The 20184-nt window shown below is 71.6% G+C and carries 17 protein-coding genes; 14 read left to right on the forward strand and 3 right to left on the reverse strand.

What is annotated here, in order from left to right:
- Positions 1 to 274: 274 nt before the first annotated feature.
- A complete protein-coding gene (locus ACF1FZ_RS18770) occupies positions 275 to 598 on the reverse strand; it encodes a putative quinol monooxygenase (RefSeq protein WP_391774496.1) in 324 nt (107 codons plus the stop codon).
- Between the two features lie 147 nt (positions 599 to 745).
- Between ACF1FZ_RS18770 and ACF1FZ_RS18775 the strand changes: the two genes are divergently transcribed.
- The 5 genes from ACF1FZ_RS18775 (at position 746) to ACF1FZ_RS18795 (ending at position 5850) form a co-directional block, all read left to right on the forward strand.
- The gene (locus ACF1FZ_RS18775; RefSeq protein ID WP_391774497.1) at positions 746 to 1579 is read left to right on the forward strand and encodes a helix-turn-helix domain-containing protein; all 834 of its coding nucleotides are present in this window, start codon (positions 746 to 748) and stop codon (positions 1577 to 1579) included.
- A 155-nt stretch (positions 1580 to 1734) separates the two neighbouring features.
- Positions 1735 to 2427, forward strand: a complete 693-nt coding sequence (locus tag ACF1FZ_RS18780; RefSeq protein ID WP_391774498.1) for an SDR family NAD(P)-dependent oxidoreductase — start codon at positions 1735 to 1737, stop codon at positions 2425 to 2427.
- A 90-nt stretch (positions 2428 to 2517) separates the two neighbouring features.
- Positions 2518 to 3369, forward strand: coding sequence for an IS5 family transposase (locus ACF1FZ_RS18785; RefSeq protein WP_391774499.1), 852 nt, complete (start codon positions 2518 to 2520; stop codon positions 3367 to 3369).
- Positions 3370 to 3731: 362 nt separating this feature from the next.
- The gene (locus ACF1FZ_RS18790) at positions 3732 to 4376 is read left to right on the forward strand and encodes a LysE family translocator (RefSeq protein WP_391774500.1); all 645 of its coding nucleotides are present in this window, start codon (positions 3732 to 3734) and stop codon (positions 4374 to 4376) included.
- A 409-nt stretch (positions 4377 to 4785) separates the two neighbouring features.
- Positions 4786 to 5850: a GDSL-type esterase/lipase family protein gene (locus ACF1FZ_RS18795; protein WP_391774501.1), complete on the forward strand. Its 1065-nt coding sequence runs from the start codon at positions 4786 to 4788 to the stop codon at positions 5848 to 5850.
- Positions 5851 to 6023: 173 nt separating this feature from the next.
- Here ACF1FZ_RS18795 and ACF1FZ_RS18800 read toward each other — a convergent pair whose 3' ends face one another.
- Positions 6024 to 6566, reverse strand: a complete 543-nt coding sequence (locus ACF1FZ_RS18800; protein WP_391774693.1) for a GNAT family N-acetyltransferase — start codon at positions 6564 to 6566, stop codon at positions 6024 to 6026.
- 548 nt (positions 6567 to 7114) lie between these two features.
- Here ACF1FZ_RS18800 and ACF1FZ_RS18805 point away from each other — a divergent pair.
- Positions 7115 to 8353: a PP2C family protein-serine/threonine phosphatase gene (locus ACF1FZ_RS18805; protein ID WP_391774694.1), complete on the forward strand. Its 1239-nt coding sequence runs from the start codon at positions 7115 to 7117 to the stop codon at positions 8351 to 8353.
- A 505-nt stretch (positions 8354 to 8858) separates the two neighbouring features.
- Here the strand turns inward: ACF1FZ_RS18805 and ACF1FZ_RS18810 are convergent.
- The gene (locus ACF1FZ_RS18810; RefSeq protein ID WP_391774502.1) at positions 8859 to 10208 is read right to left on the reverse strand and encodes a hydrolytic protein; all 1350 of its coding nucleotides are present in this window, start codon (positions 10206 to 10208) and stop codon (positions 8859 to 8861) included.
- A gap of 232 nt (positions 10209 to 10440) precedes the next feature.
- Here ACF1FZ_RS18810 and ACF1FZ_RS18815 point away from each other — a divergent pair, with 232 nt between their 5' ends.
- From ACF1FZ_RS18815 to ACF1FZ_RS18850, 8 genes are all read left to right on the forward strand, one after another.
- A complete protein-coding gene (locus ACF1FZ_RS18815; protein ID WP_391774503.1) occupies positions 10441 to 11169 on the forward strand; it encodes a LuxR C-terminal-related transcriptional regulator in 729 nt (242 codons plus the stop codon).
- Positions 11170 to 11388: 219 nt separating this feature from the next.
- A complete protein-coding gene (locus ACF1FZ_RS18820; RefSeq protein WP_391774504.1) occupies positions 11389 to 14520 on the forward strand; it encodes a hypothetical protein in 3132 nt (1043 codons plus the stop codon).
- The gene (locus ACF1FZ_RS18825; RefSeq protein WP_391774505.1) at positions 14517 to 15224 is read left to right on the forward strand and encodes a DUF4255 domain-containing protein; all 708 of its coding nucleotides are present in this window, start codon (positions 14517 to 14519) and stop codon (positions 15222 to 15224) included. Before ACF1FZ_RS18820 ends, ACF1FZ_RS18825 begins: the two co-directional genes overlap by 4 nt.
- Positions 15221 to 17302, forward strand: coding sequence for an ATP-binding protein (locus ACF1FZ_RS18830; RefSeq protein ID WP_391774506.1), 2082 nt, complete (start codon positions 15221 to 15223; stop codon positions 17300 to 17302). The genes ACF1FZ_RS18825 and ACF1FZ_RS18830 overlap by 4 nt, the downstream gene beginning before the upstream one ends.
- A 138-nt stretch (positions 17303 to 17440) precedes the next feature.
- On the forward strand, positions 17441 to 18985 hold the full coding sequence (locus ACF1FZ_RS18835) for a phage tail sheath family protein (protein WP_391774507.1): 1545 nt from the start codon (positions 17441 to 17443) through the stop codon (positions 18983 to 18985).
- A 68-nt stretch (positions 18986 to 19053) separates the two neighbouring features.
- Positions 19054 to 19494 carry a phage tail protein gene (locus ACF1FZ_RS18840; protein WP_391774508.1) on the forward strand — a complete coding sequence of 147 codons (441 nt, stop codon included), beginning with the start codon at positions 19054 to 19056 and terminating at the stop codon, positions 19492 to 19494.
- Positions 19491 to 19988, forward strand: coding sequence for a hypothetical protein (locus tag ACF1FZ_RS18845; RefSeq protein WP_391774509.1), 498 nt, complete (start codon positions 19491 to 19493; stop codon positions 19986 to 19988). Before ACF1FZ_RS18840 ends, ACF1FZ_RS18845 begins: the two co-directional genes overlap by 4 nt.
- Entirely contained in the window at positions 19985 to 20143 is a 159-nt protein-coding gene (locus ACF1FZ_RS18850) for a DUF6760 family protein (RefSeq protein WP_389192697.1), read from the forward strand. Before ACF1FZ_RS18845 ends, ACF1FZ_RS18850 begins: the two co-directional genes overlap by 4 nt.
- The last annotated feature ends 41 nt before the right edge of the window (positions 20144 to 20184 follow it).

Below are 20184 nucleotides of genomic sequence, written 5' to 3' on the forward strand. Positions count from 1 at the left end.
CCGCTACGAGAAACGCGCTTACATCTACCTCGGTACCGTCACGCTCGCAGCCCTCGTCATCTGGCTCAGAACATGATCCGAGAAACAGTGCCTAGAACGACCGGCAATAGGCATCGGGTGTAGGGAGGATGCAGAGCAGGCACGGGTTCACGTGATCATGGAGTCTTTACGCTCGGTGATCACGAAGGACGGCCGTGCCGGCGCTGTCGTCCTGCTGCTCGAAACCGCTCGGCGCCGGAGGGAGACGATCATGACCGCCGTGCTCCGGGGCGGCCTACCGTGCCGGGCGGAACGGCTGCAGGAACCGGATCCCGTCCTCGATGCTGCCGTCCATCAGTTCCAGCAGTCGGGGCACCAGGTCCTGCATGCGGGGTGCCTGCAGGTGGCCTTCGAGGGCCTCGCGGCTCTCCCAGCGCTCGAAGATGACGAACGTGCCCGGTTCTCCCTCGACCTGGTGAGCCTCGTAGTCGATGTTGCCCGCGTCGTGGCGTGATGCGGTGACGGCGGTTGTCATGAACGCCCTCATCTCGGCTTCCTTCCCGGATTTGGCCCGGGCTTCCCACAGCACGGTGACGTAGCGGTTCGACGTGGTGATCATGATTGCTCCTCCTGACTCCGAACAGCACGGTCGTGCGCTGTTCACGCACCCCATGCTGGGTCCCCGGGAGGGTTGGCGGGAGCTACGGGGCTTCGTGGTATAGCGCGTGCTACCCAGCGGGGCGGGGTGTGCGGGAGGATGGTGTGCATGGATCACCTCGGTGCCGCGCTGCGGGCGTGGCGGGACCGGCTGGATCCCGCGACGGTGGGCTTCGCGCACGGCTCGCCCCGTCGGGTCCCTGGTCTGCGACGCGCGGAGCTGGCGACGCTGGCCGGCATCTCGGTCGAGTACGTGGTCCGGCTGGAGCAGGGACGGGTGGCGACACCCTCGGCGCAGGTCTGCTCGGCCCTGGCTCGCGCCCTGCACCTGTCCGACGACGAGCACGCTCACCTTTTGCGTATGGCCGGTCATGCAGCGGATCCGAGCCGGGTTCCGCGAATGATCCCGGGGAGTCTGTACCGGATCGTGGACCAGCTCGCTGGCAACCCGTTGGCGATCTACGACGCCACCTGGCAGTTGCTGCACTGGAATCCGTTGTTCGCGGCCACGTTCGGCGATCCCACGGTCCGCGCTGTGGGGGACCGCAACGTCCTGGTCTGGCAGTTCCTGGGTGAGCTGCCCCGGGTCCGGCAGACGGCGACCGAGCGGGCGGCGTTCGAGGAGTCCCTCGTCGCCGACCTGCGCGCGACGACGAGCCGGTACCCCGAGGATCCTGACCTCGCGGCGTTGGTATCGAGGCTGAACCTCAGCCCACGGTTCTGCGAGTTGTGGGGCCGCCGAGCGGTGGGCGGTCACCAGAGTGCGCACAAACTCGTCCAGCACCCGGATGTCGGAGACATCGCCATGAACTCCGACATCCTCAACACCCAGGACACGAACCTCCGCCTGGTGGTGTACACGCCGCAGCCAGGCACCGACGCCCGCGGCAAACTTGAATTCCTTGCGGCCATTGGGGTCCAGAGGATGTCTCCTCAGGGGTGACGGCCCGCGTTCCGCTTCCTTGTCCGGTGGACCGGGCAGGCGGGTGGTACGCGCCGTACCAGGAAGTTTCGTAGCTCCCGCCGACCCTCCCGGGACCCCAGCATGGAGTGCGTGAACAGCGCACGACCGTGCTGTTCGGACTAGGAGGAGCCGTCATGACCACCACATTCATCACCGGGGCCAACAAGTCTCTCGGTCTTGAAACCGCTCGTCGCCTCGTCGAGGCGGGGCACACCGTCCTCCTCGGTGCCCGCCACCGTGAGCGCGGTCGGGCCGCGGCCGAGTCGCTCGGCGCCCGGTTCGTGTCGATCGACGTGACCGACGATGCCTCGGTCCGGGCCGCGGCCGCGGATGTCGCCGCGCATGAGGGAACGATCGACGTCCTGGTCAACAACGCCGGCGTCCTCGGCAAGGTCGGCCCCGTCGAGGAGTACACCGCGGCCGACGTGAGCGCCGTGCTCGACGTAAACGTCGTCGGGATCGTGCGCGTCACGCACGCCTTCCTCCCGCTGCTGCGCAAGTCGCCGAACCCCGTCATCGTCAACGTGTCCAGTGGGATGGGCTCGTTCAGCATGACCCAGGACCCGGCGCGGATCGAGTCGCGATATGCCCTGCCCCTCTACTGCGCCTCGAAAGCCGCGGTCACGATGCTCACGACGCAGTACGCCAAGGAACTGAAGGACGTGAAGGTCAACGCCGCAGACCCCGGGCAGACCGCGACCGACTTCACCGGCGGCCTCGGGCACAGCGTCGCCGACGGCGCAGAGTCCATCGTGACCCTCGCGACGATCGGCCAGGACGGGCCGACGGGACAGTTCATCGACCGATCCGGGAACCTCCCGTGGTGAACCGGCCCTGAGCTCAGGGCCGGTCGACCCACCGCCCTGCGCATACCTCCTGCTCGTAATCTCTACGCTCAGTGATCACGAAGGATGGCCGTGCCCGCGCTGCCAGCTTGCCTGCTCGAACCCCTGTGGGACCAGTTCGCCGCGCTCCTCCCCGTCCGGGAGGAGTTCGTCGTCGGCCACCCGCTGGGCTGTCACCGCCGCCGCATCCCCGACCGAACCGTCTTCGAGCACGTCGTGCTCGCGCTGGTCCATGGTTCCGGCTACGAGCGGATCTCCACGCCCGGATGCTCGGACCGCACTATCCGCCGACGCCTCAAAGAGTGGTCGCGGCAGGGGATTTCCAAAGCGCTGCACGCTCTCGCCCTGGACGCCTACGACCGGATGATCGGCCTCGACCTTGGCGAGATCTCGGTGGGCGGCTGCATCACCAAGGCCCCGTCCGGCGGGGAGAAGGCCGGCCGCTCGCCGGTCGACCGGGGCAAGCAGGGGCTGAAGCGCTCCGCTGCCTGCGACGCCCGCGGCGTCCCGCTGGGGATCGTCTCCGAGGGGGCCAATAGGCATGACTCGCCACTGCTCGGACTGACCCTGGACGCCGCGCAGGAGCAGGTCGGCATGCTGCCGCACACCGTGAACGTCAACCTTGACCGGGGCTACGACAGCATCAGGACCCGTGCGTTGATAGCCGCGTTGGGGTTCACTGCCGAGATCGCCCGCAAGGGTGTGCCCGCCCCGATCCAGGCCAGCAGGCGCTGGCCCGTCGAGCGCACGCATTCGTGGATGAACGGCTACGGCAAGCTTCGGCGCTGCACCGAGAGAAACGGCAGGGTCGTGGACTTCTACCTCTACCTCGCCGCTACCCTCGTCACACTTCGCATGCTGATCCGGCAGGCACGCAGCCGCTACCGCTGGGATGGCCGACCCACCAGCCGCCGTCTCAAGTGATCCATTCGCCGGTCGGTCTTACTGCTACCTGGGCGGACGTCCGCGGTGTTCGTGCATGCCCGCCCGAAACCCATCCGGTCGATCAGCCTTCTCCGGCTGTGAGTTGTCGGGCGCCACATGAGTCGCTTCCCGCCCCGGTCCACGGGCTTGGACGACGGGTTCGGACCGGCGCCGGCCTGCTTCCCGGAGCCTGGAGTACGAGGGATGCCGTCACGGGCCGCGTACAGGTGCCGAGCGGCAGCGACGTAACCTGCAACAGGCGAGTCAGGTACTGCTGACGCGTCGCAGCCGTCCGTGAACAGCCTCGGGTGGCTCCCGCACTCCGAGATGTCAGGCGCCCGGAGCGACCAGGAGGTTGACCGGTGATCACTCTGACCGCGGTGGGAGGGGTGGCCCTGGTCGAACTGGGCATGGCCCTGACCCCTGGACCGAACATGGTTCACCTCGCCTCCCGCGCGATCACCCAAGGCCGCAGGGCGGGCCTGGTCAGCCTCAGCGGGACCGCCGTCGGGTTCGTGTGCTATCTGCTGGCTGCGGCAGCAGGTCTGTCCGCGCTGTTCGCCGCCGTACCGGCGGCGTACACGGTGGTCAAGCTCGCCGGGGCCGCCTACCTGGCCTACCTGGCCTGGGGCATGCTCAAGCCCGGTGGTCGCTCGCCCTTCGCCCCGGACCAGGGCCTGCCGCCGGTCTCCGACGCCCGCCTGTTCTCGATGGGGCTCCTGACCAATCTGCTCAACCCCAAGATCGCTCTGATGTACGCCGCGCTGCTGCCCCAGTTCCTGGACCCGCAGGCAGGCCCGGCCTGGGCACAGCTGCTCCAGCTCGGCGGGGTGCAGATCGTCGTGGGAGTCACCGTGAACGGGTTGATCATGCTGGGCGCGGCACGGATCTCGGGTTTTCTGGTCGCTCGGCCCCGCGTCATGACAGCCCAGCGGTTCACCGCAGGCGGCCTGCTGGGCGTTTTCGCACTGCGCACCGCCCTGTCCCGTACCCCCGCCCCCACCTGAGCCTGAGCGCGTCACACAGAAGATCATGTGCTGTGCGGTCTCCGTGACGCACTCCGGAGCGCCCGGGCGGGCACTGCACACGCCGGCGGTAGGCATTCGGTTCCGGCGCGCTTTCCGGTGCGGGAGATTCCCCGGGTCCCGGCCTCGCCCGGGAAGACGCTTCGCCACGCCCCCGGCCCGGTCTCGGGAACGGGGCCGGGCCCCACCCGCCGGCCGGCAGTCCCGCCAGGCAGATCGCGGGCAGGTCATCAGGACCGCCCCGGCCGTCCGGAGCCGGTGCCCGGGGCGGTCCGGGTTCTTGACGTGCTAGCGACAATGATGGCTTGATGGGCGGTACGGAGAAATGGGAGCGCTCCCAGGGCGCGTGTACCGCACTCCTGCTCCCGCCCCACTTCGGGAAGGACACCCCGTGCGCAGCAGGCATCACCCCCTCCTCGCCGCTTTCCTGGCCGTCCTGTTCGTCTTCGTCGCCGGCTTCGGCCTGGCCGGTGCCCCGTCCGCCACCGCCGCCACCACCGCGGCCCCGGTGCGGATCATGCCGCTCGGCGACTCCATCACCGGCTCCCCGGGCTGCTGGCGTTCCCTCCTCTGGAACCAGTTGCAGAACGCCGGTCACACCGACATCGACTTCGTCGGCACACTGAACGCCCAGAGCTGCGCCCTCACGCACGACGCCGACAACGAAGGTCACGGCGGTTTCCAGGCCACGGCCACCGCCGACCAGGACCTGCTCCCCGGATGGTTGGCGGCGACCTCGCCGGACATCGTTGTCATGCATTTCGGCACCAACGACGTCTGGAGCAACATCGCACCGGACGTCATCCTTGCCGCTTACACCAAACTGGTGGGCCAGATGCGGGCCGGAAACCCGGCGATGAAGGTGCTGGTCGCCCAGCTCATCCCGATCAATCCGAGCAGCTGCGCCGAGTGCGCCGCTCGTACCGTCGCCTTCAACCAGCGCATTCCGGCCTGGGCACACGGCATCACCACCGCGCAGTCTCCGGTGACCGTCGTCGACCAGTGGACGGGCTTCGACACGGCCACCGACACCTACGACGGCGTCCACCCCAACGCCTCCGGCGACGCCAAGATGGCGGCCCGTTGGTACCCGGCTCTGTCGGCCCTGCTCACCCCTGGGTCCCCGGGGGATCCGGGGAGCCCCGGGAACGGCGGTTGCTCCGCGGCCTTCCGGGCGGTGTCGGCCTGGCAGGGCGGTTACCAAGGCGAGGTCACGGTCACCAACACCTCGTCCGCTGCGGCGATCTCTTCCTGGGCGGTGGCTCTGACCCTCCCGGCGGGCAGTCGGCTCACCCAGGTCTGGAACGGCGCACTCACCGGGACGACGGTGCGCGACGCCGGGTGGAACGGCACGGTGGCCGCGGGAGCGAGTACCACCTTCGGCTTCCTCGCGAGTACGCCGGCCGCGGCGGGCACGCCTTCGGTGACGGCGACGTGTTCGGCGTCCCAGCCATGATGCATGGAGAAGGTTCGGGAGTGGGCTTCTGAATCGGTTCGGCGAGGCGGCCCGCTCTGCCGGGCGGGCCGCCCCGGCAGGCGCCGGAACCGGCGCCCGGGGCCGTCCGCGCCCATGACTCAGGCAGCCCGGCCGCGGTGCGCCGGACGGTTCAGGGCGAGTCGGGCGGCTCCTCAGGCCTCGGGGTCGCGCAGACCGACGCAGTCAAAGGCCCAGAAAGCTTCCGAGTAGACGAAGGTGCCCGTCATCCACGGCTCGTGAGCGGACAGCCGGGCGACCTGGAACGCGGCTTCGGGGATCCGCAACGACGGCGAACGGAAGCCCGCCGCGCCGGCACCCTCGAAACCGCGTGCGCCGTAGTAGTGCGGTGAACCCTCCAGGAACACCAACGGCACACCCTGGCTGTCGGCCGCCGCGAGGGCATGGGCGATGAGCCGCGTACCGACACCCCGACGCTGGAACTCCGGGACCACGCCCAGCGGTGACAGCGACAGGACGTCCACGATCCGGCGTGGAGCGTCCAACCGCGTCGCGCTCAGCAGGACGTGCCCGACGACCCGGCCGTCAACGGCAGCGACGAAGGACATCGGCGCCAGTGCGGCCTCCGTGACGCGAAGTGCTTCCACGAGTCCGGGAACCCGATCGTCGTGACCGAAGGCGCGCGTATGGACCTCGCGCACATCACGGTGATCGTCAGCCGTCTCCTGCCGGATCACCAGCCGGGCGCCACCAGAAGCGATTCGGGAGCCTCCAGGCGCATCGTGTGAGGTCATGGCCGCGAGGATAGATCGCGGGGGGCTCATGCGCGAGGCGATTACGCACCGGACCGTTACCGGCCGGGGCGCGGGGCCGACCGGGGCGCGGGGCCGGCCGGGACGCCCCACACCGGCGCCGGTCCTCCGCCCGGAGCGCGTGCTCCCGGGCCGGCCGCCTCCGGCCGTCCTCCAGCGGCTGCGGCGCTCCGCTGCCGGCCACACATCACCGACCGGCACGGCGGTTCTCCTCCGGTACCCGCGTAGCATGAACCCTGGCAGGCCGGGCACCTGCGACATCATGCCGGTGCCGGACGGTTCGGGGCTGCTGGCCGAGGGTGCGTCCGGTCAGGGGCTCTGTGGCGCGACGAGTGCCGGCCCCAAGCCCTCGCCCCCTGGGTCGGACCCTGATCGACAGCGAGCGAGGAGTCATCGTGACCGTATGCGGGCCTGACGGGAGTGGTGAGCCGGCCAGGCGTGTCCCGGAGCGCAGAGGCGGCCAGGACGGGGCTCTGACCCTGGGGAGGGCACTGGCCGCGGCGGAGGCGGCGGCACCCGTGGAGTCGCTCGACGTGGTCGCTCGCATGCTCAAGGAGAACCTCGGGGCCGCGTCGGTCTCGTTCCTGATCACCGACTTCACCGGCAGTTCGGTCGTCCGGCTGGGGGCGGCGGGCAGCGTCGACACCGATGGCCCCGCCCGGCGCATCGCACTGCGGGGCACCCTGTACGACGACGTGATCCGCACCCAGCGGCCCGAGGTGCAGGGCACGGGTGAGGGCATGTCGGTGCGGGTCGTCGCCCCGGTGACGAACCGGGGGGACGCCATCGGGCTCCTCGAACTGTTCCTGCCCGCGGTGCCGGACGCGGAGGTGATGCGGGAGATCGGGGAGACCGCGCACGCCCTGGCGTACATCGTCATCGCGAACCGGTCCTTCACCGACGTGTACCAGTGGGGCCGCCGCACCACCCCGCTGAGCCTGGCCGCCGAGATCCAGCACCGGCTGCTCCCTGCCTCGCTGGCGTGCGAGGCGGCCCAGTTCGCGGTCGCCGGGGCGCTGGAGCCCGCCGACCATGTCGGGGGTGACACCTTCGACTACGTGATCGACCGGGACACCGTCCAGCTCTCCGTCACCGACGCCGTGGGGCACGACGTCAACGCCGCGCTGCTGGCCACCCTCCTGGTGGGCGCCCTGCGCCGGGCACGGCGAGCCGGTGCGGATCTCGCCGAACAGGCCCTTCAGGCCGACCGGGCCATGCGGGAGCACGGCCACCAGGGTTACGTCACCGGCCAGCTCCTGCGCATCAGTCTGCTCGACGGCAGGACCGAGTTCGTCAACGCCGGCCACCCCTGGCCCCTGCGTATGCGGGACGGGCAGGTGCGGGAGATCGTTCCGGAGGTCGATCTGCCCTTCGGCTTCCAGGTCCCCCACACCTACCGGGTCCAGTCGCTGGACCTGCGGCCGGGTGACCGTCTGGTGATGCTCACCGACGGCATGCTGGAGCGTCACGCCAACAGCCTCGACTTGTCGGACCTGGTCATCCGCACCCGCGAGTTGCATCCCCGCGAGGCCGCCCGCACCCTGATCGCGGCGATCGTCGACGCCAACGACGGCCATCTGCAGGACGACGCGACCGTCATGTGCCTGGACTGGCACGGCGTCGGGCACTCCCAGCGGGATGCGGACACGGGTGCCGATCTCGCCGACGCCTCCGCACCGTCACGGACGGAGCGGACCACTCCGGGGCGGTGACCCCGGCCCGGCAGCCGGTTCCGGCCACCGGGTGAAGCTGTCGTCGTCAGGAAAGGCCTGGAGGACACGCGTCGGCACAAGCGTCACCTGGAGGTCTCAGGGCCGCGTGGCCACCGGCGTGGTGATGACGGCAGGGAGGCCGGAAGGGGGCTGGGCTCCCGTGATCCGGTTCGGGGTCTCGTCACCCGAGTGCGCCTGCGTGCCGGGGCGCCGGGAGGGCGCGGTGCCTGCGAGCCGCGGTGTCAGGGCACGGCAGCCGCGCGGCCGGCTCGAGCCGGCCGGCCCCCGCCAGATCCGGGCCATGGGTAAGGAACCGGCCGAACTTCTGTCACAGCACGGCTCCCTGATACACCATCACATCCGGGCATTTGGGTAATGCCATGGGAACAAAGAGTCACACAAGGGGGATACTGTCGAAGTCACCGGGGGCCCGTTTTCCGGACGCCGGGAAAGTCACTGCTTTGCACCTGGGCACGCCTCGCCCACCATGGCTGTGACGCCTGGTTCACCCGGAGTTGTTGAGCACGCCGCTCACGTTGAGTACTTCGTGACAGTTCTGCGCACGACGTCCCGTAGCCGGCGTGCCCGGCTTCGCACAGGTCACCTGGGCCGTCACCGTGTCGTTCTCGGTGATCCTGATGGGGGTGACCCAGTGGTAGTCCTGGTTGCGGAAGGTCTCCAGCGCGATCGTGGTGATCTTGCGTTTACCGAAATCGATGGTCAACACCCCTTCGTCGCCTTGGTAGTTCGCCACGACGATGTCGGTGATCTCGAACACCTTGCCCGCAGGCACCTTGTACGTGCCGGTCTTCTCCGCCCCCTGGGACGTCTGCAGGTCGATGGTGGCCGAGCTCTGCTGGCCGCCCGCACCGCCGGTCCCTGTGCCGGTGCCGGTGCCGGTACCGCCCCCGCCCGTACCCGGTCCGGTGCCCGAGCCACCGCCACCGGGCTGCTCGCCGGCGCCGGTGCCGGTGCCGGGCTCCTGACCGGGCCCGCCGGTGCCGCCCGGTGTCGGCCGGGCCTGGACGACGGCATCCGCCGCCGCTTCCTCGGCCGCACTGCGCACGGTGGGCCGCACCAGGGCGAACCAGGCGAGCAGCAGTGCCAGGATCACGGCGAGGACGGCGAGCAGCCACTTGGGGAAGACCGGTATCTGGACGAACTCCGCATCCAGCGGAGCCCGGACGTCGCCCGTGGCCTCGGCGGACTCCAGCCGTTCACCGGCCGGATCCGTCTCGGTGACCGTCACGGTGAAGGGCCAGGTCACCGGGTTCCCGAACCACACCGGTGTTCCGGTGCGCACCCGCAGCCCCACGTCCGCCGACTCGCCCGGCTCCAGTTTCCGTACCGTCGGCCGGAACGCGAACCCGAGTTCCTCGCCCGGCTGCGCGGGCTCGAAGCCCACCTGGACGGGGGTGTTGCCTTCGTTGCGCAGCGCCAGCCGGTACCGGCCGCGCAGCCAGCCACGGCGGCGCCGGGGGGCGATCTCGGTGTGCAGCTGCCGGAATTCCCCGATGTGTACGACGGTCTCCGGGACCCGTACCGCCTCAGGGTGCTCGGTGGGCAGCACCCGGACCGCGAGGGGCACATCACCGGCCGTCACCTCGGGTGCGCGCGGCGGTTCCAGACGGATCGTCACCGTTTCCGACGTCCCCGGGTAGAGGGACACGCGCTCCGGCTCCACGGTGGCCCACGCGGCGCAGTCGCCGATGACCTCCAGGCGGTACGCCTCGACGATGTCGCTGTCGTTGCGGACGGTCAGGCTGGTGGACGCGGTACCGCCGGGCGTCACCGACACCTCGGGGATGTCGAGACCGGAGGCGCCGGGGCTGGGGGAGGCTGTTGGAGACGTCACGCGGCAACGCTACGAGTGCGCACCCGGCCTCCACGAGAGGCACGGGGGCAACGCACCGGGCAGCGGCCATGCCCCTGAGAGCTGTGTTCAGCTCACCTTCCGATGAGTTTTCCCCGCCTGTCCACCGGCACCGATGCACTGAACGGGCGGCTTCCCTCGGCTCTGCGACACCACCGTTCCCGCAGCGGGGCGACCCGCCCCGCACATGCACAAGAAACAGGTACTGACACCCATGTCCTGCCCTCGCGCGAGCAGCCCCGCCTCTTCCTCCACCTCGTCGCAGCACCCGCCCTCCCCCGTCCGGACCGCACGCTGGACGACTCCCTCCGTCCGTCGCGAGCGCGTCTCGGTGGCCGTCTACGCACCCGATCCGATTCTGCACGTCGGGGTCGTCCAGCCCTTGCGTCAGCGGCCCGAGATCGACTTGAAGGACCTTCCCGACGCCGACCAGGCGCAGGTGTCCCTCGTCGTCGTGGACTCCGTGGACAACGAGACGGCCGCCCTGCTCAACCGGTTACGGCACAACTCCAGGACCCGCACCGGCCTCGTGGTCGGCACCTTCGAGTCCGGGGACGCGCTGCAGCGCGCCATCGACTCCGGTGTGGCTGCGGTGCTGCGGCGCGCCGAGGCCGACCAGGACCAGCTGCTGCGCCTGGTCCTGGCGATAGCCAACGGTGAGGGTGTACTCCCCGGAGACCTGCTGGCGAAGCTGCTCAGCCACGTGGGCAGCCTCCAGCGCTCGGCCCTCGACCCGCGCGCCGTGTCCCTGTCGACGCTGACCTCGCGCGAGGCGGAGATGCTGCGTCTGGTGTCGGACGGCCTGGACACCGCGGAGATCGCCCGGGAGACCTCGTTCTCCGAGCGCACCGTCAAGAACGTCCTGCACGAGGTCATCACACGGCTGCAGCTGCGTAATCGCGCCCATGCCGTCGGCTACGCGCTGCGCAACGGTCTGATCTGACCGCCGGGCCGCTCCCCGACAGCCCTCAGACCGCCCCGCCACTGCCCGAAAGCGCACCGGACGTTTCCCCCGGGTGCGTCCCGTCGGCCCTGCTCCGCCGGGGCCGACGGGACGCAGGATGGCGGGCGTATGTGCGACGGCGGCATTCGGACTGTGAGGTGGGCCGTGAACGGCACGGGAGATCGCGGCGGTTGGCGGCGTCGTCTGGGGAGATCCGGCATGTCGCTGCTCCTGCTGGCCCCCCTCCTCGCTGTCACCACGGCCCCCGCTCCCGCCCCCGGCCCTGGTGGGGGCGACGCCGTGGCGGCTGACGCGACCGCCACCCGGATCACGTACGCCGGTACCCGGCACCACAGTCTGGGGCGTGTCGCGACGACCACGTCCAGTACGCCTCTGTTCGGTAAGGGCCCGGCCCACAAGGGTCCGGCCCACTTCGACGTACAGCCGGCAGCGCTGGGCGACATGATGGTGTTCGCGAGCCGCCGCGACGAGAAGAATCCGCAGATCTACCTCAGGGCCGGGGACGGGTCGGTGCGCCGGCTGACCAGCGGACGCGACGCGGCACACCCCCGGCTGACACCGGACGGCCGGGCGGTCGTGTTCGACTCCGCCGAACCCGGGGCCGGCGCCGGTACCCAGCGTGACCTGTGGCTGGTGCGGGCCGACGGGACCGGTCTGACCCGGCTGACCGACACCCCCGCGAACGAGGAGAGCCCGACGCTCTCGCCGGACGGGGAGCGCCTGGCCTACTCCAGCGACAGTGATCCGGGCACGGGGCAGCAGATCTACGTACGCCCCCTGCGGGGCGGCGCCGCCCTCCGCGTCACCGGGCCCGCGGACGGCACGGGCAGCGAACCCGTCTGGAACCCGGTGGACGACGACGAGAACGGCGACATCATCGCGTACACGGCGACCGGCGCCGACGGGCCGCGCCTGCGCTGGACCGCCGGCAGTGGCGGGGGCGGCGGCCCGCTGCTGTCCGGTGCGCAGGCCGGCTGGCAGACCCACGGGGCAGCGTGGCTGCCCGACGGGGACGGTGTGCTGTTCCTCAGCCCGGACCGCACCTGTGAGTGCGAGGGTGACTGGGACCACGTGTTCCGGGTGCCGGCCCATTCGGAGCAGACGCCCGCCCTGGTACTGAGCGAGGACCGCGAGGTCGGGTCGGTCACCTGGCTCGGTCCGCTCGACGGGGGGACCGCCGTGGTGGACCGCACGTCCGCGTCGGGACCGCATGTGGTGACCCTCCAGGACGTGCGGACGGACGGCTCCGACCCCCGTGACCTCGGTCTGACGATCCTCGAGGAGGACCCTGCGGCCGACACCGAGACCGACCCGGCCAAGGATCCGCTGTTCGAGCCCGCCGCCGGGTACGACCCGTGGACCGAGCGGCAGAGCTACACGCCCGACGGCCGGCGGATCGTGGTGACCCGTTTCGAGGACACGTCCGACGGACGGGTCGAGCGGATCTGGACCGTGGACGCCGACGGCTCGAACGCACGGCCCCTGCCGCTCGCGGGACGCGAGGCCGGGGACTGGGACACCGACCCGGCGTTCTCCCCCGACGGTGAGCTCCTCGCGTTCACCCGCACGTCTCCCGGTGGCGCCGGCGAGGCGGCCGGGTCCAGCCACATCCTGATCGCGGACGCCGTCACCGGCAAGCTCCGGGGCGAGATCGTCCCGCCCGCAGGGGAGGTCCGAGGAGGCGACGCCCAGCCCGCCTGGTCCTCCGACGGCACCACCCTGGCCTTCACCCGCGAGGAGGTGATCGACGGGGGCGGCGGCAACAAGCACATCTGGACCGTGCCGGTGGACCACCTGGACCAGCAGCACGATCTGAGCGACACCGCCTGCCCCGGCGCCTGCGCGGTGATCGACGACAGTCCGGCCTTCTCGCCGGACGGGAGGACGATCGCCTTCAACCGGAAGAGCGGCGCCGGCCTGGTCGACGAGCGCAACGGCATCCTGCTCACCTCGGTGGCGGGTGGCGACTGCCGCGTCCTGCTGCCCGAGGCCGCACGCGGGCTGCCCGGTGCCTGCGACCGCCGACTGCCCGACACCACGGCCTCCGGGCCGTACCAGCCCCGGGACGCCGCGTGGACCGCGGACGGCCGGAGCCTGGTGCTCAGCTCCCGCACCGGGGTGGCCAGGAACAGCCCGGAGAAGCTGCACATGGTGGACGTGGGCTCGGGTGCCATGACACCGCTCACCGCCGCGCTGCCGGGCCGGCAGAAGGAGCCGGGGGTGCAGCAGTCCGTGGACCTCGCGGTGCGAGCGCCCGACACGTCCGGGGAGATCGTCGTCGGGCGGACCGGCACGCTCCAGGTCGACATCGTCAACCACGGCCCCGCCCCCTCCCCCGGCACCGGGCTGACCGTCGCCCCGCCTACGGGTGTCGGCGTCACGGAACTGACCGCCCCCGGTGGCGATTGCGACGCCGCCGCCCTGACCTGCGACCTGGGGGTGGTCCCGCCGGGCGGCACCGTCCCCGTGACCGTGACCCTCACCGGTGTCACGCCGGGTGACCAGCCGGTCGGCTGGTCGGTCGCCGGCGCCGTGATCGATCCGAACCCCAGCGACAACGCCGACCGGACCACGGTGCCGGTGGCCGAGGCGCCCGAGCCGCCCGGCCCCACACCGGACCCGACCCCGCCCACCACAGCGCCCCCGGTCACGCCGCCTCCGCCGGCCGAGCCGCCTGCTCCGGAGGCCGGGCCTGGCGTCCGTGTCACGGCGCAGCCGAACCCCGGCTACGTCGGCGGCCGGGTCGTCGTCACCTACACGGTCCGCAACGGCCGCAGCGCACTGGCCACCGGACTGCGCCTGCGCCTGGGCCTGCCCGCGGGGGTACCGAACAACGGGCCGCCCGCGGGCTGTGACACCGACTGGGTGTGCGCGCTGCCCGATCTTCCGCCGGGCGCCCGCGCCACGCTCCAGGTCGTGCTCAGCCCGAAGAAGGCGCTCACCGCCCGGGTCACCGGCGAGCTGACCACGAGCGGCACGGACGCCGACCTCGGTGACAACACCGCCCGGCAGCGGCTGCGCGTCCTGCAGCCGCGGATCGTCGCCGTGCCGCCGATCGGCAAGCCCGGTTTCGTGACGTCGGTGCGCGGCGAGGACTTCCCGCCCGGTGTGCCGGTGCGGTTCCGCTGGAAGCCGGGGATCACCGCCGCGGCGGCCCCGACCGTACCGATGGCGGACGGCACGTTCATCGGCCAGTTGCTCATCCTCGCCAAGGACGCGACGGGGCCTCGTGCGATCACCGCGAGCGGCTCCGGATTCTCACCGGTGAAGACGGACTTCCTGGTGGTCAACGGCAGTGTGCAGCCGCCGTACGGGGTGACGCGCCGGTGATCCACGAGGTGGACGAGGCGCTGCGGCGTCTGCTCGGCGGATCCGGGCTCACGGCGTCGGGCGTCGAGGTGGTCTTCGACGCGCCCACCAACGACTGGGCGGCCCGCCGCAGCGCCCCCACCGTCTGCGTGTTCCTGTACGACATCCGTGAGGACAACTCGCGGCGCGGCAGCAGCGCGGGTGAGGTGTACGACGCGGACGGTTTCGTGGTCGCGCGCCGTGCCCCGGCGCGCTGGTTCGAGCTGACGTATCTGGTCACCGCGTGGGCGGGCCGGCCCCAGGACGAACACCGGCTCCTCTCCCAGGTGCTGGCCTGCCTCGTCTCGACCGACACCCTGGGGCCGGACCTGCTGACCGGTTCGCTCGCCGAACTCGGCCTCATCGTGGGCCTGGACGCCGGGGGCACCGGGCTCGACGCCCCCGCCGCGTCGGACGTGTGGTCCGCCCTCGGCGGGGAGCTGAGACCTTCGCTCGGGGTGCGGGTCCGGGCGCCGCTGGCCGGTGTCCGGCAGGTCGCCGCCCCGCCGGTCACCGAAGGGCTGACCGTCCGCTCCGTGCCGCGGTCCGGGCCGGACGGCACGGAGCCGGCCCGCCGCCTGCGCTACACCGAAGTGAGCGATCCGGGTCCGGACGGCTTCGGGGGCCCCAGAGAGCGACAGCCGGCTCCCGCGCGCCGCCGGCGGCGAGGGGACCGGCAGCCGTGACGCACACCGTGGAGCCCGCCGCCCCGGCGGACGAGGACCGCGTCCCCTTCCTGTGGCAGCGGTTGCAGGTGGTGGAGGACCGGGTGCGGCGGGCGGTCGCGGCCAGGCGTTCCGTCGACCCCGACCCGGACGACCCCTACCGGGGCCAGTACCTCACCCCCGACGCGGCCGCCCGGATCCTCGACGGGCCGGGCGGGCCCGGCCTGCCCGCGCCGGCCCCCGCGGATCCGCCGCCGGGGTCCGTCCTGGGGCGCCTGGTCCGGGCCTTCGAACTGTCACCGCTGGATGTGGATCTGCTCCTGATCGCCGTGGCACCGGATCTCGACTCCCGGTTCGAGCGGCTCTACGGCTACCTCAACGACGATCTCACGCGCCGGCGTCCCACGACCGGCCTCGCCCTGGAACTGTGCGGGCACACTGGGATGACCTCCGGCCGGTTCCGGCTCTCCCCCGGTGCACCGCTGCTCGCGGGCGGTCTGGTGGAGGTCACCGAGCCCGGCCGGCCACCGCTGTCGAGGGTGCTGACGGTTCCCGACCGGGTCACCGGGCACCTCCTCGGCAGTTCCGCCCCCGACGCGCGCCTCATGGACGTGCTCGGCGCGGACACCGTCGACCCGGCCCTCGACACGGCGCTGGTCCGACGGGCCGCGGCCGCGGCCGGCACCGGCCATGTGCACCTGCGGGCCGTCGGCGGCGCCCCCGAGGGGCCGGCCGGAGCCGCTCTGCGGGCGTCCGGACGCCCCCCTCTGGTCCTGGACGCGGCAGCGCTGGCCCGGCGCGCGGGGGACCTGCCCGAGCTGGCGCGGGCCGCTGCCCTCGACGCACGCCTGACAGGCGCCGGGGTGGTCATCGGCCCGCTGGACGTGCTGCCCGACAAGCCCTCCGAGCGGGCACACATGCTGCGCACACTGTGCTCGGCCCTGTCGGGGGTCCCTCTGTTCACCTACGGTCCGGACGGCTGGGACCCGGCCTGGGCGGACCGTACGCCCGTGACCCTGACGGTCGGGCCCCCCTCCCCCGAGCAGCAGGTCGCGCGGTGGCGGCACGCGCTGGAGGCCGCCACCGACGGCGGGCAGCCGGTGGAGGACGTCGACGTGCTCGCCCGGTCGGTGGCCGCGCACCGCCTGGACGCCGGGCAGCTGCGGCGTGCCGCCGACGTGGCCGGCCGCACGGCCGCTCTCGCCGGCCGTCCGGTCGGTCCCGAGGACCTGCGCGCCGCCGTGCGGGCGCAGAACGGCGCGGGTCTGGCCCGGCTGGCCCGGCGGGTGCAGCCCGCGGTGGGCTGGGACGACCTCGTGCTGCCGCCGCAGACCCGCCGCGGGCTGCGTGAACTCGCCGTGCGCGCCCGCCATCGCGACCAGGTGCTCGGCGGGTGGGGCATGCGGCCGGGCGGTGGCCGGGGCCGTGGCGTGATCGCCCTGCTGGCGGGCGGGTCGGGAACCGGCAAGACGATGTCCGCCGAAGTGGTGGCCGCCGATCTCGGCATGGACCTGTACGTGGTGGACCTGTCCACGGTCGTCGACAAGTACATCGGGGAGACCGAGAAGAACCTGGAGCGGATCTTCACCGAGGCGTCGGCCGTCAACGGCGTGCTGCTGTTCGACGAGGCCGACGCGATCTTCGGCAAGCGCTCCGACGTGAAGGACGCACGCGACCGGCACGCCAACATCGAGTCGGCGTACCTGCTGCAACGCATGGAGTCGTTCGACGGGATCGCCGTCCTGACCACCAACCTGCGGGCCAACCTGGACGAGGCGTTCACCCGGCGCCTGGACATCGTGGCGGACTTCCCGATGCCCGACGCGGCCCAGCGGCTGGCCCTGTGGGAGCGGTGCCTGGGCGAGCGCCTGCCGCGCGCCGGCGATCTCGACCTCGGCTTCTGCGCGGACCGCTTCGAGCTGGCCGGCGGTTCGATCCGGGCGTGCGCGGTGACGGCCGCCTACCTGTCGGCCGAGTCCGGCATCCCCTTGACCATGCGTCAGGTGGTGTCGGCGATCGCCCAGGAGTACCGCAAGCTGGGCCGCCTGGTGCTCGACGCCGAGTTCGGCCCCTACCTGACGCAGGTCGCCGGCGTCTGAGCTGCACGCAGGGCCCCGGGGCCGCGTCCGGACGGGCAGGGCGATTGCCCTCGGCAGGGCCCGAAGTCCTCTGCCGTCGCCGCGGACCGGCGGAAAGGCTGAGCGGGACCCCGACCGCAGGAAAGCGAAGGAGCGAGCATGCCGACGTACCTCACCCCAGGCGTGTACATGGAGGAGGTGCAGTCCGGTGCCCGCCCCATCGAGGGAGTCGGCACCGCCGTCGCCGCGTTCGTCGGCTTCGCCGGGAACGGCCCGTTCCACACACCGACGCTGGTCACCAGCTGGGACCAGTACACCCTGCAGTTCGGCGGCTTCAGCGAGGGCACCTACCTGCCGCACGCCGTCTACGGGTACTTCGCCAACGGCGGCGGCTCCGCGTACATCGTCCGGGTCGGCGGATCCTCCGGCGACACGTCCGCCCCCGCCGTGAACGGCGCCGCGCGGAACGACGCGCCGCCGCCGGTGGAACTGGGCGGCTTCCTCGTCGCAGCCCGGCCCGGTGTGAGCGGTGTGTCCGTGGAGATCGCCGAGCCCGAGGGGGAGAACCCGCCCGAGGACCGCTTCAGGGTCCTGGTCCGCCAGGGCGACCAGGTGGCCGAGACGTACGACGCCTCCACCCGCAAGAACATCAAGGGCTACCTCCCCCACCAGGCCCGCGCCTCGAAGCTGATCGAGGTCACGGAGCAGCGCGGCGCGACCCAGAGCAGGCCCCCGGCGCAGACGGTGGCCGTTCCCGACGCGCCGGCCGCGCCCGCGTCCGGCGCGCCGGCCCGGCTCGACCCGGCGGAGTACGTCGGCGACGCGGGGGCCCGCACCGGGTTCGGCGGCCTGGAGACCATCGACGAGATCACGATGGTCGCCGTACCGGACCTGATGAGCTCCTACGAGCGCGGCGACATCGACGACGAGGGTGTGCGCACGGTGCAGCTCGCCGTCATCTCGCACTGCGAGCAGATGGGCGACCGGGTGGCGGTCCTGGACACCCCGCCCGGCCTGTCCGCGCAGCAGGTCCGCACCTGGCGCAACGACGAGGCCGGCTACGACTCCCGCTACGCGACCCTCTACTACCCGTGGGTGCGCGTCTTCGACCCGGCCACCGGGCGCAACTCCACCGTCCCGCCCAGTGGTCACGTCGCCGGTGTGTGGGCCCGGAGCGACGCCGAACGCGGCGTGCACAAGGCCCCCGCCAACGAGGTCATCCGCGGCGCCGTGGATCTGGCCCTGCGGCTGAGCAAGGGCGAGCAGGACCTGCTGAACCCGATCGGTGTGAACTGCGTACGGGCCTTCCCCGGCCGTGGCATCCGGATCTGGGGCGCCCGCACCCTCTCCTCCGACCCGGCGTGGCGCTATCTGAACGTGCGCCGCCTCTTCAACTACCTGGAGGAATCCATCCTCCTGGGCACGCAGTGGGTGGTGTTCGAGCCGAACGACGACCGCCTGTGGTCGAGCATCCGCCGCAACGTCAGCGCGTTCCTCACCGAGGAGTGGCGACGCGGCGCGCTGTTCGGGCGGACGGCCGCGGAAGCCTTCTACGTGAAGTGCGACCGCGACAACAACCCGCAGGAGTCCATCGACCAGGGCCGTGTGGTGTGCGAGATCGGCGTGTCTCCCGTCAAGCCCGCGGAGTTCGTGGTGTTCCGGCTGGCCCAGTTCTCCGACAGCACCAGCCTCGTCGACGAGTGAGCCACGGCTCCGCCACCCGGCCCGGACACCTCCGGGCCACGCGAATACAGGAAAGGTGACTGACAGTCATGGCAGAGGGCGATGCTCTTTCCACCCACATCTTCGGTGTGCAGCTCGGCGGCTACCTGGTCGAATCGATCCAGGAGATCAGCGGACTGACCGTCGAGGAGGAGGTCGTCGAGGTACGGCAGGTCAGCGCGGAGGGCAAGCAGATCATCCGCAAGCAGCCGGGCGCCCGCCAGGCCGGTGAGATCACGATCACCCGGGGACTCGACCAGAGCAGCGAGTTCACCACGTGGATCAAGGAAACCCTCAACAACGGGGCCGTGGACACGGCGCGGCAGAACCTCACCATCGAGATCAAGGACTCCACCGGGGAGACGGTCCGCCGCATCCAGCTGATGCAGGGATGGGCCTCGAAGTGGGAGGGCCCCTCGCTGAAGGCGGGCGAATCCGCCGCGGCCACCGAGTCCGTGACCATCGTGTTCGAGGAGATCGTCGTCGAATGAGGCGCCGTACGGTCACAGCCGGCAACCTGGAGGAGATCCTCCAGGCCACCGCACCCGCGGCGGACGCGGGAGAGACGAACCGCCCTCCACCCGGCGCCGCGCCCGCAGCCCGTCAGGACCACGGCCTGCGGACCGAGTTCGAGTTCGAGCTGCCGCGCGGTTACGTCGACGAGGCCGGCACCGTGCACCGCCACGGCGCCATGCGTCTGGCGACGGCCCGCGACGAACTGCGGCCGCAGATCGACCTGCGGGTCAAGGAGAACCCCGCCTACCTGAGTGTGGTGCTGCTCAGCCAGGTGATCACCCGGATCGGGACGGTCACCGATGTGCACGTCGGTGTCGTGGAGCGGATGTACGCGACCGACGTCGCCTTCCTGCAGGACTTCTACCGGCGCGTCAACAGCGAGGGGCACACGCGCGCGGCCGTCACCTGCCCGCACTGCGAGGGCGGCTTCGAGGTCGACCTCTCGGGTGGGCGCCTGGGGGAATCGTGACGTACGCGCTCCCCCGGCTGTGGGAGGAGATCGCGTACGTCGCCTATCACTTCCACTGGCCGCGCGAGGAGGTCCTGGACCTGACCCACGGCGAACGCCAGAAGTGGGTCACCGAGATCGCCCGCATCAACACCCGCGTGAACGAAGGCGGTTGAGCGCATGACATGGCGGGACAGACTGCGTCGCACGCGCCGCG

The organism is Streptomyces sp. NPDC014623 (assembly GCF_043088245.1).
Taxonomy (GTDB): domain Bacteria; phylum Actinomycetota; class Actinomycetes; order Streptomycetales; family Streptomycetaceae; genus Streptomyces.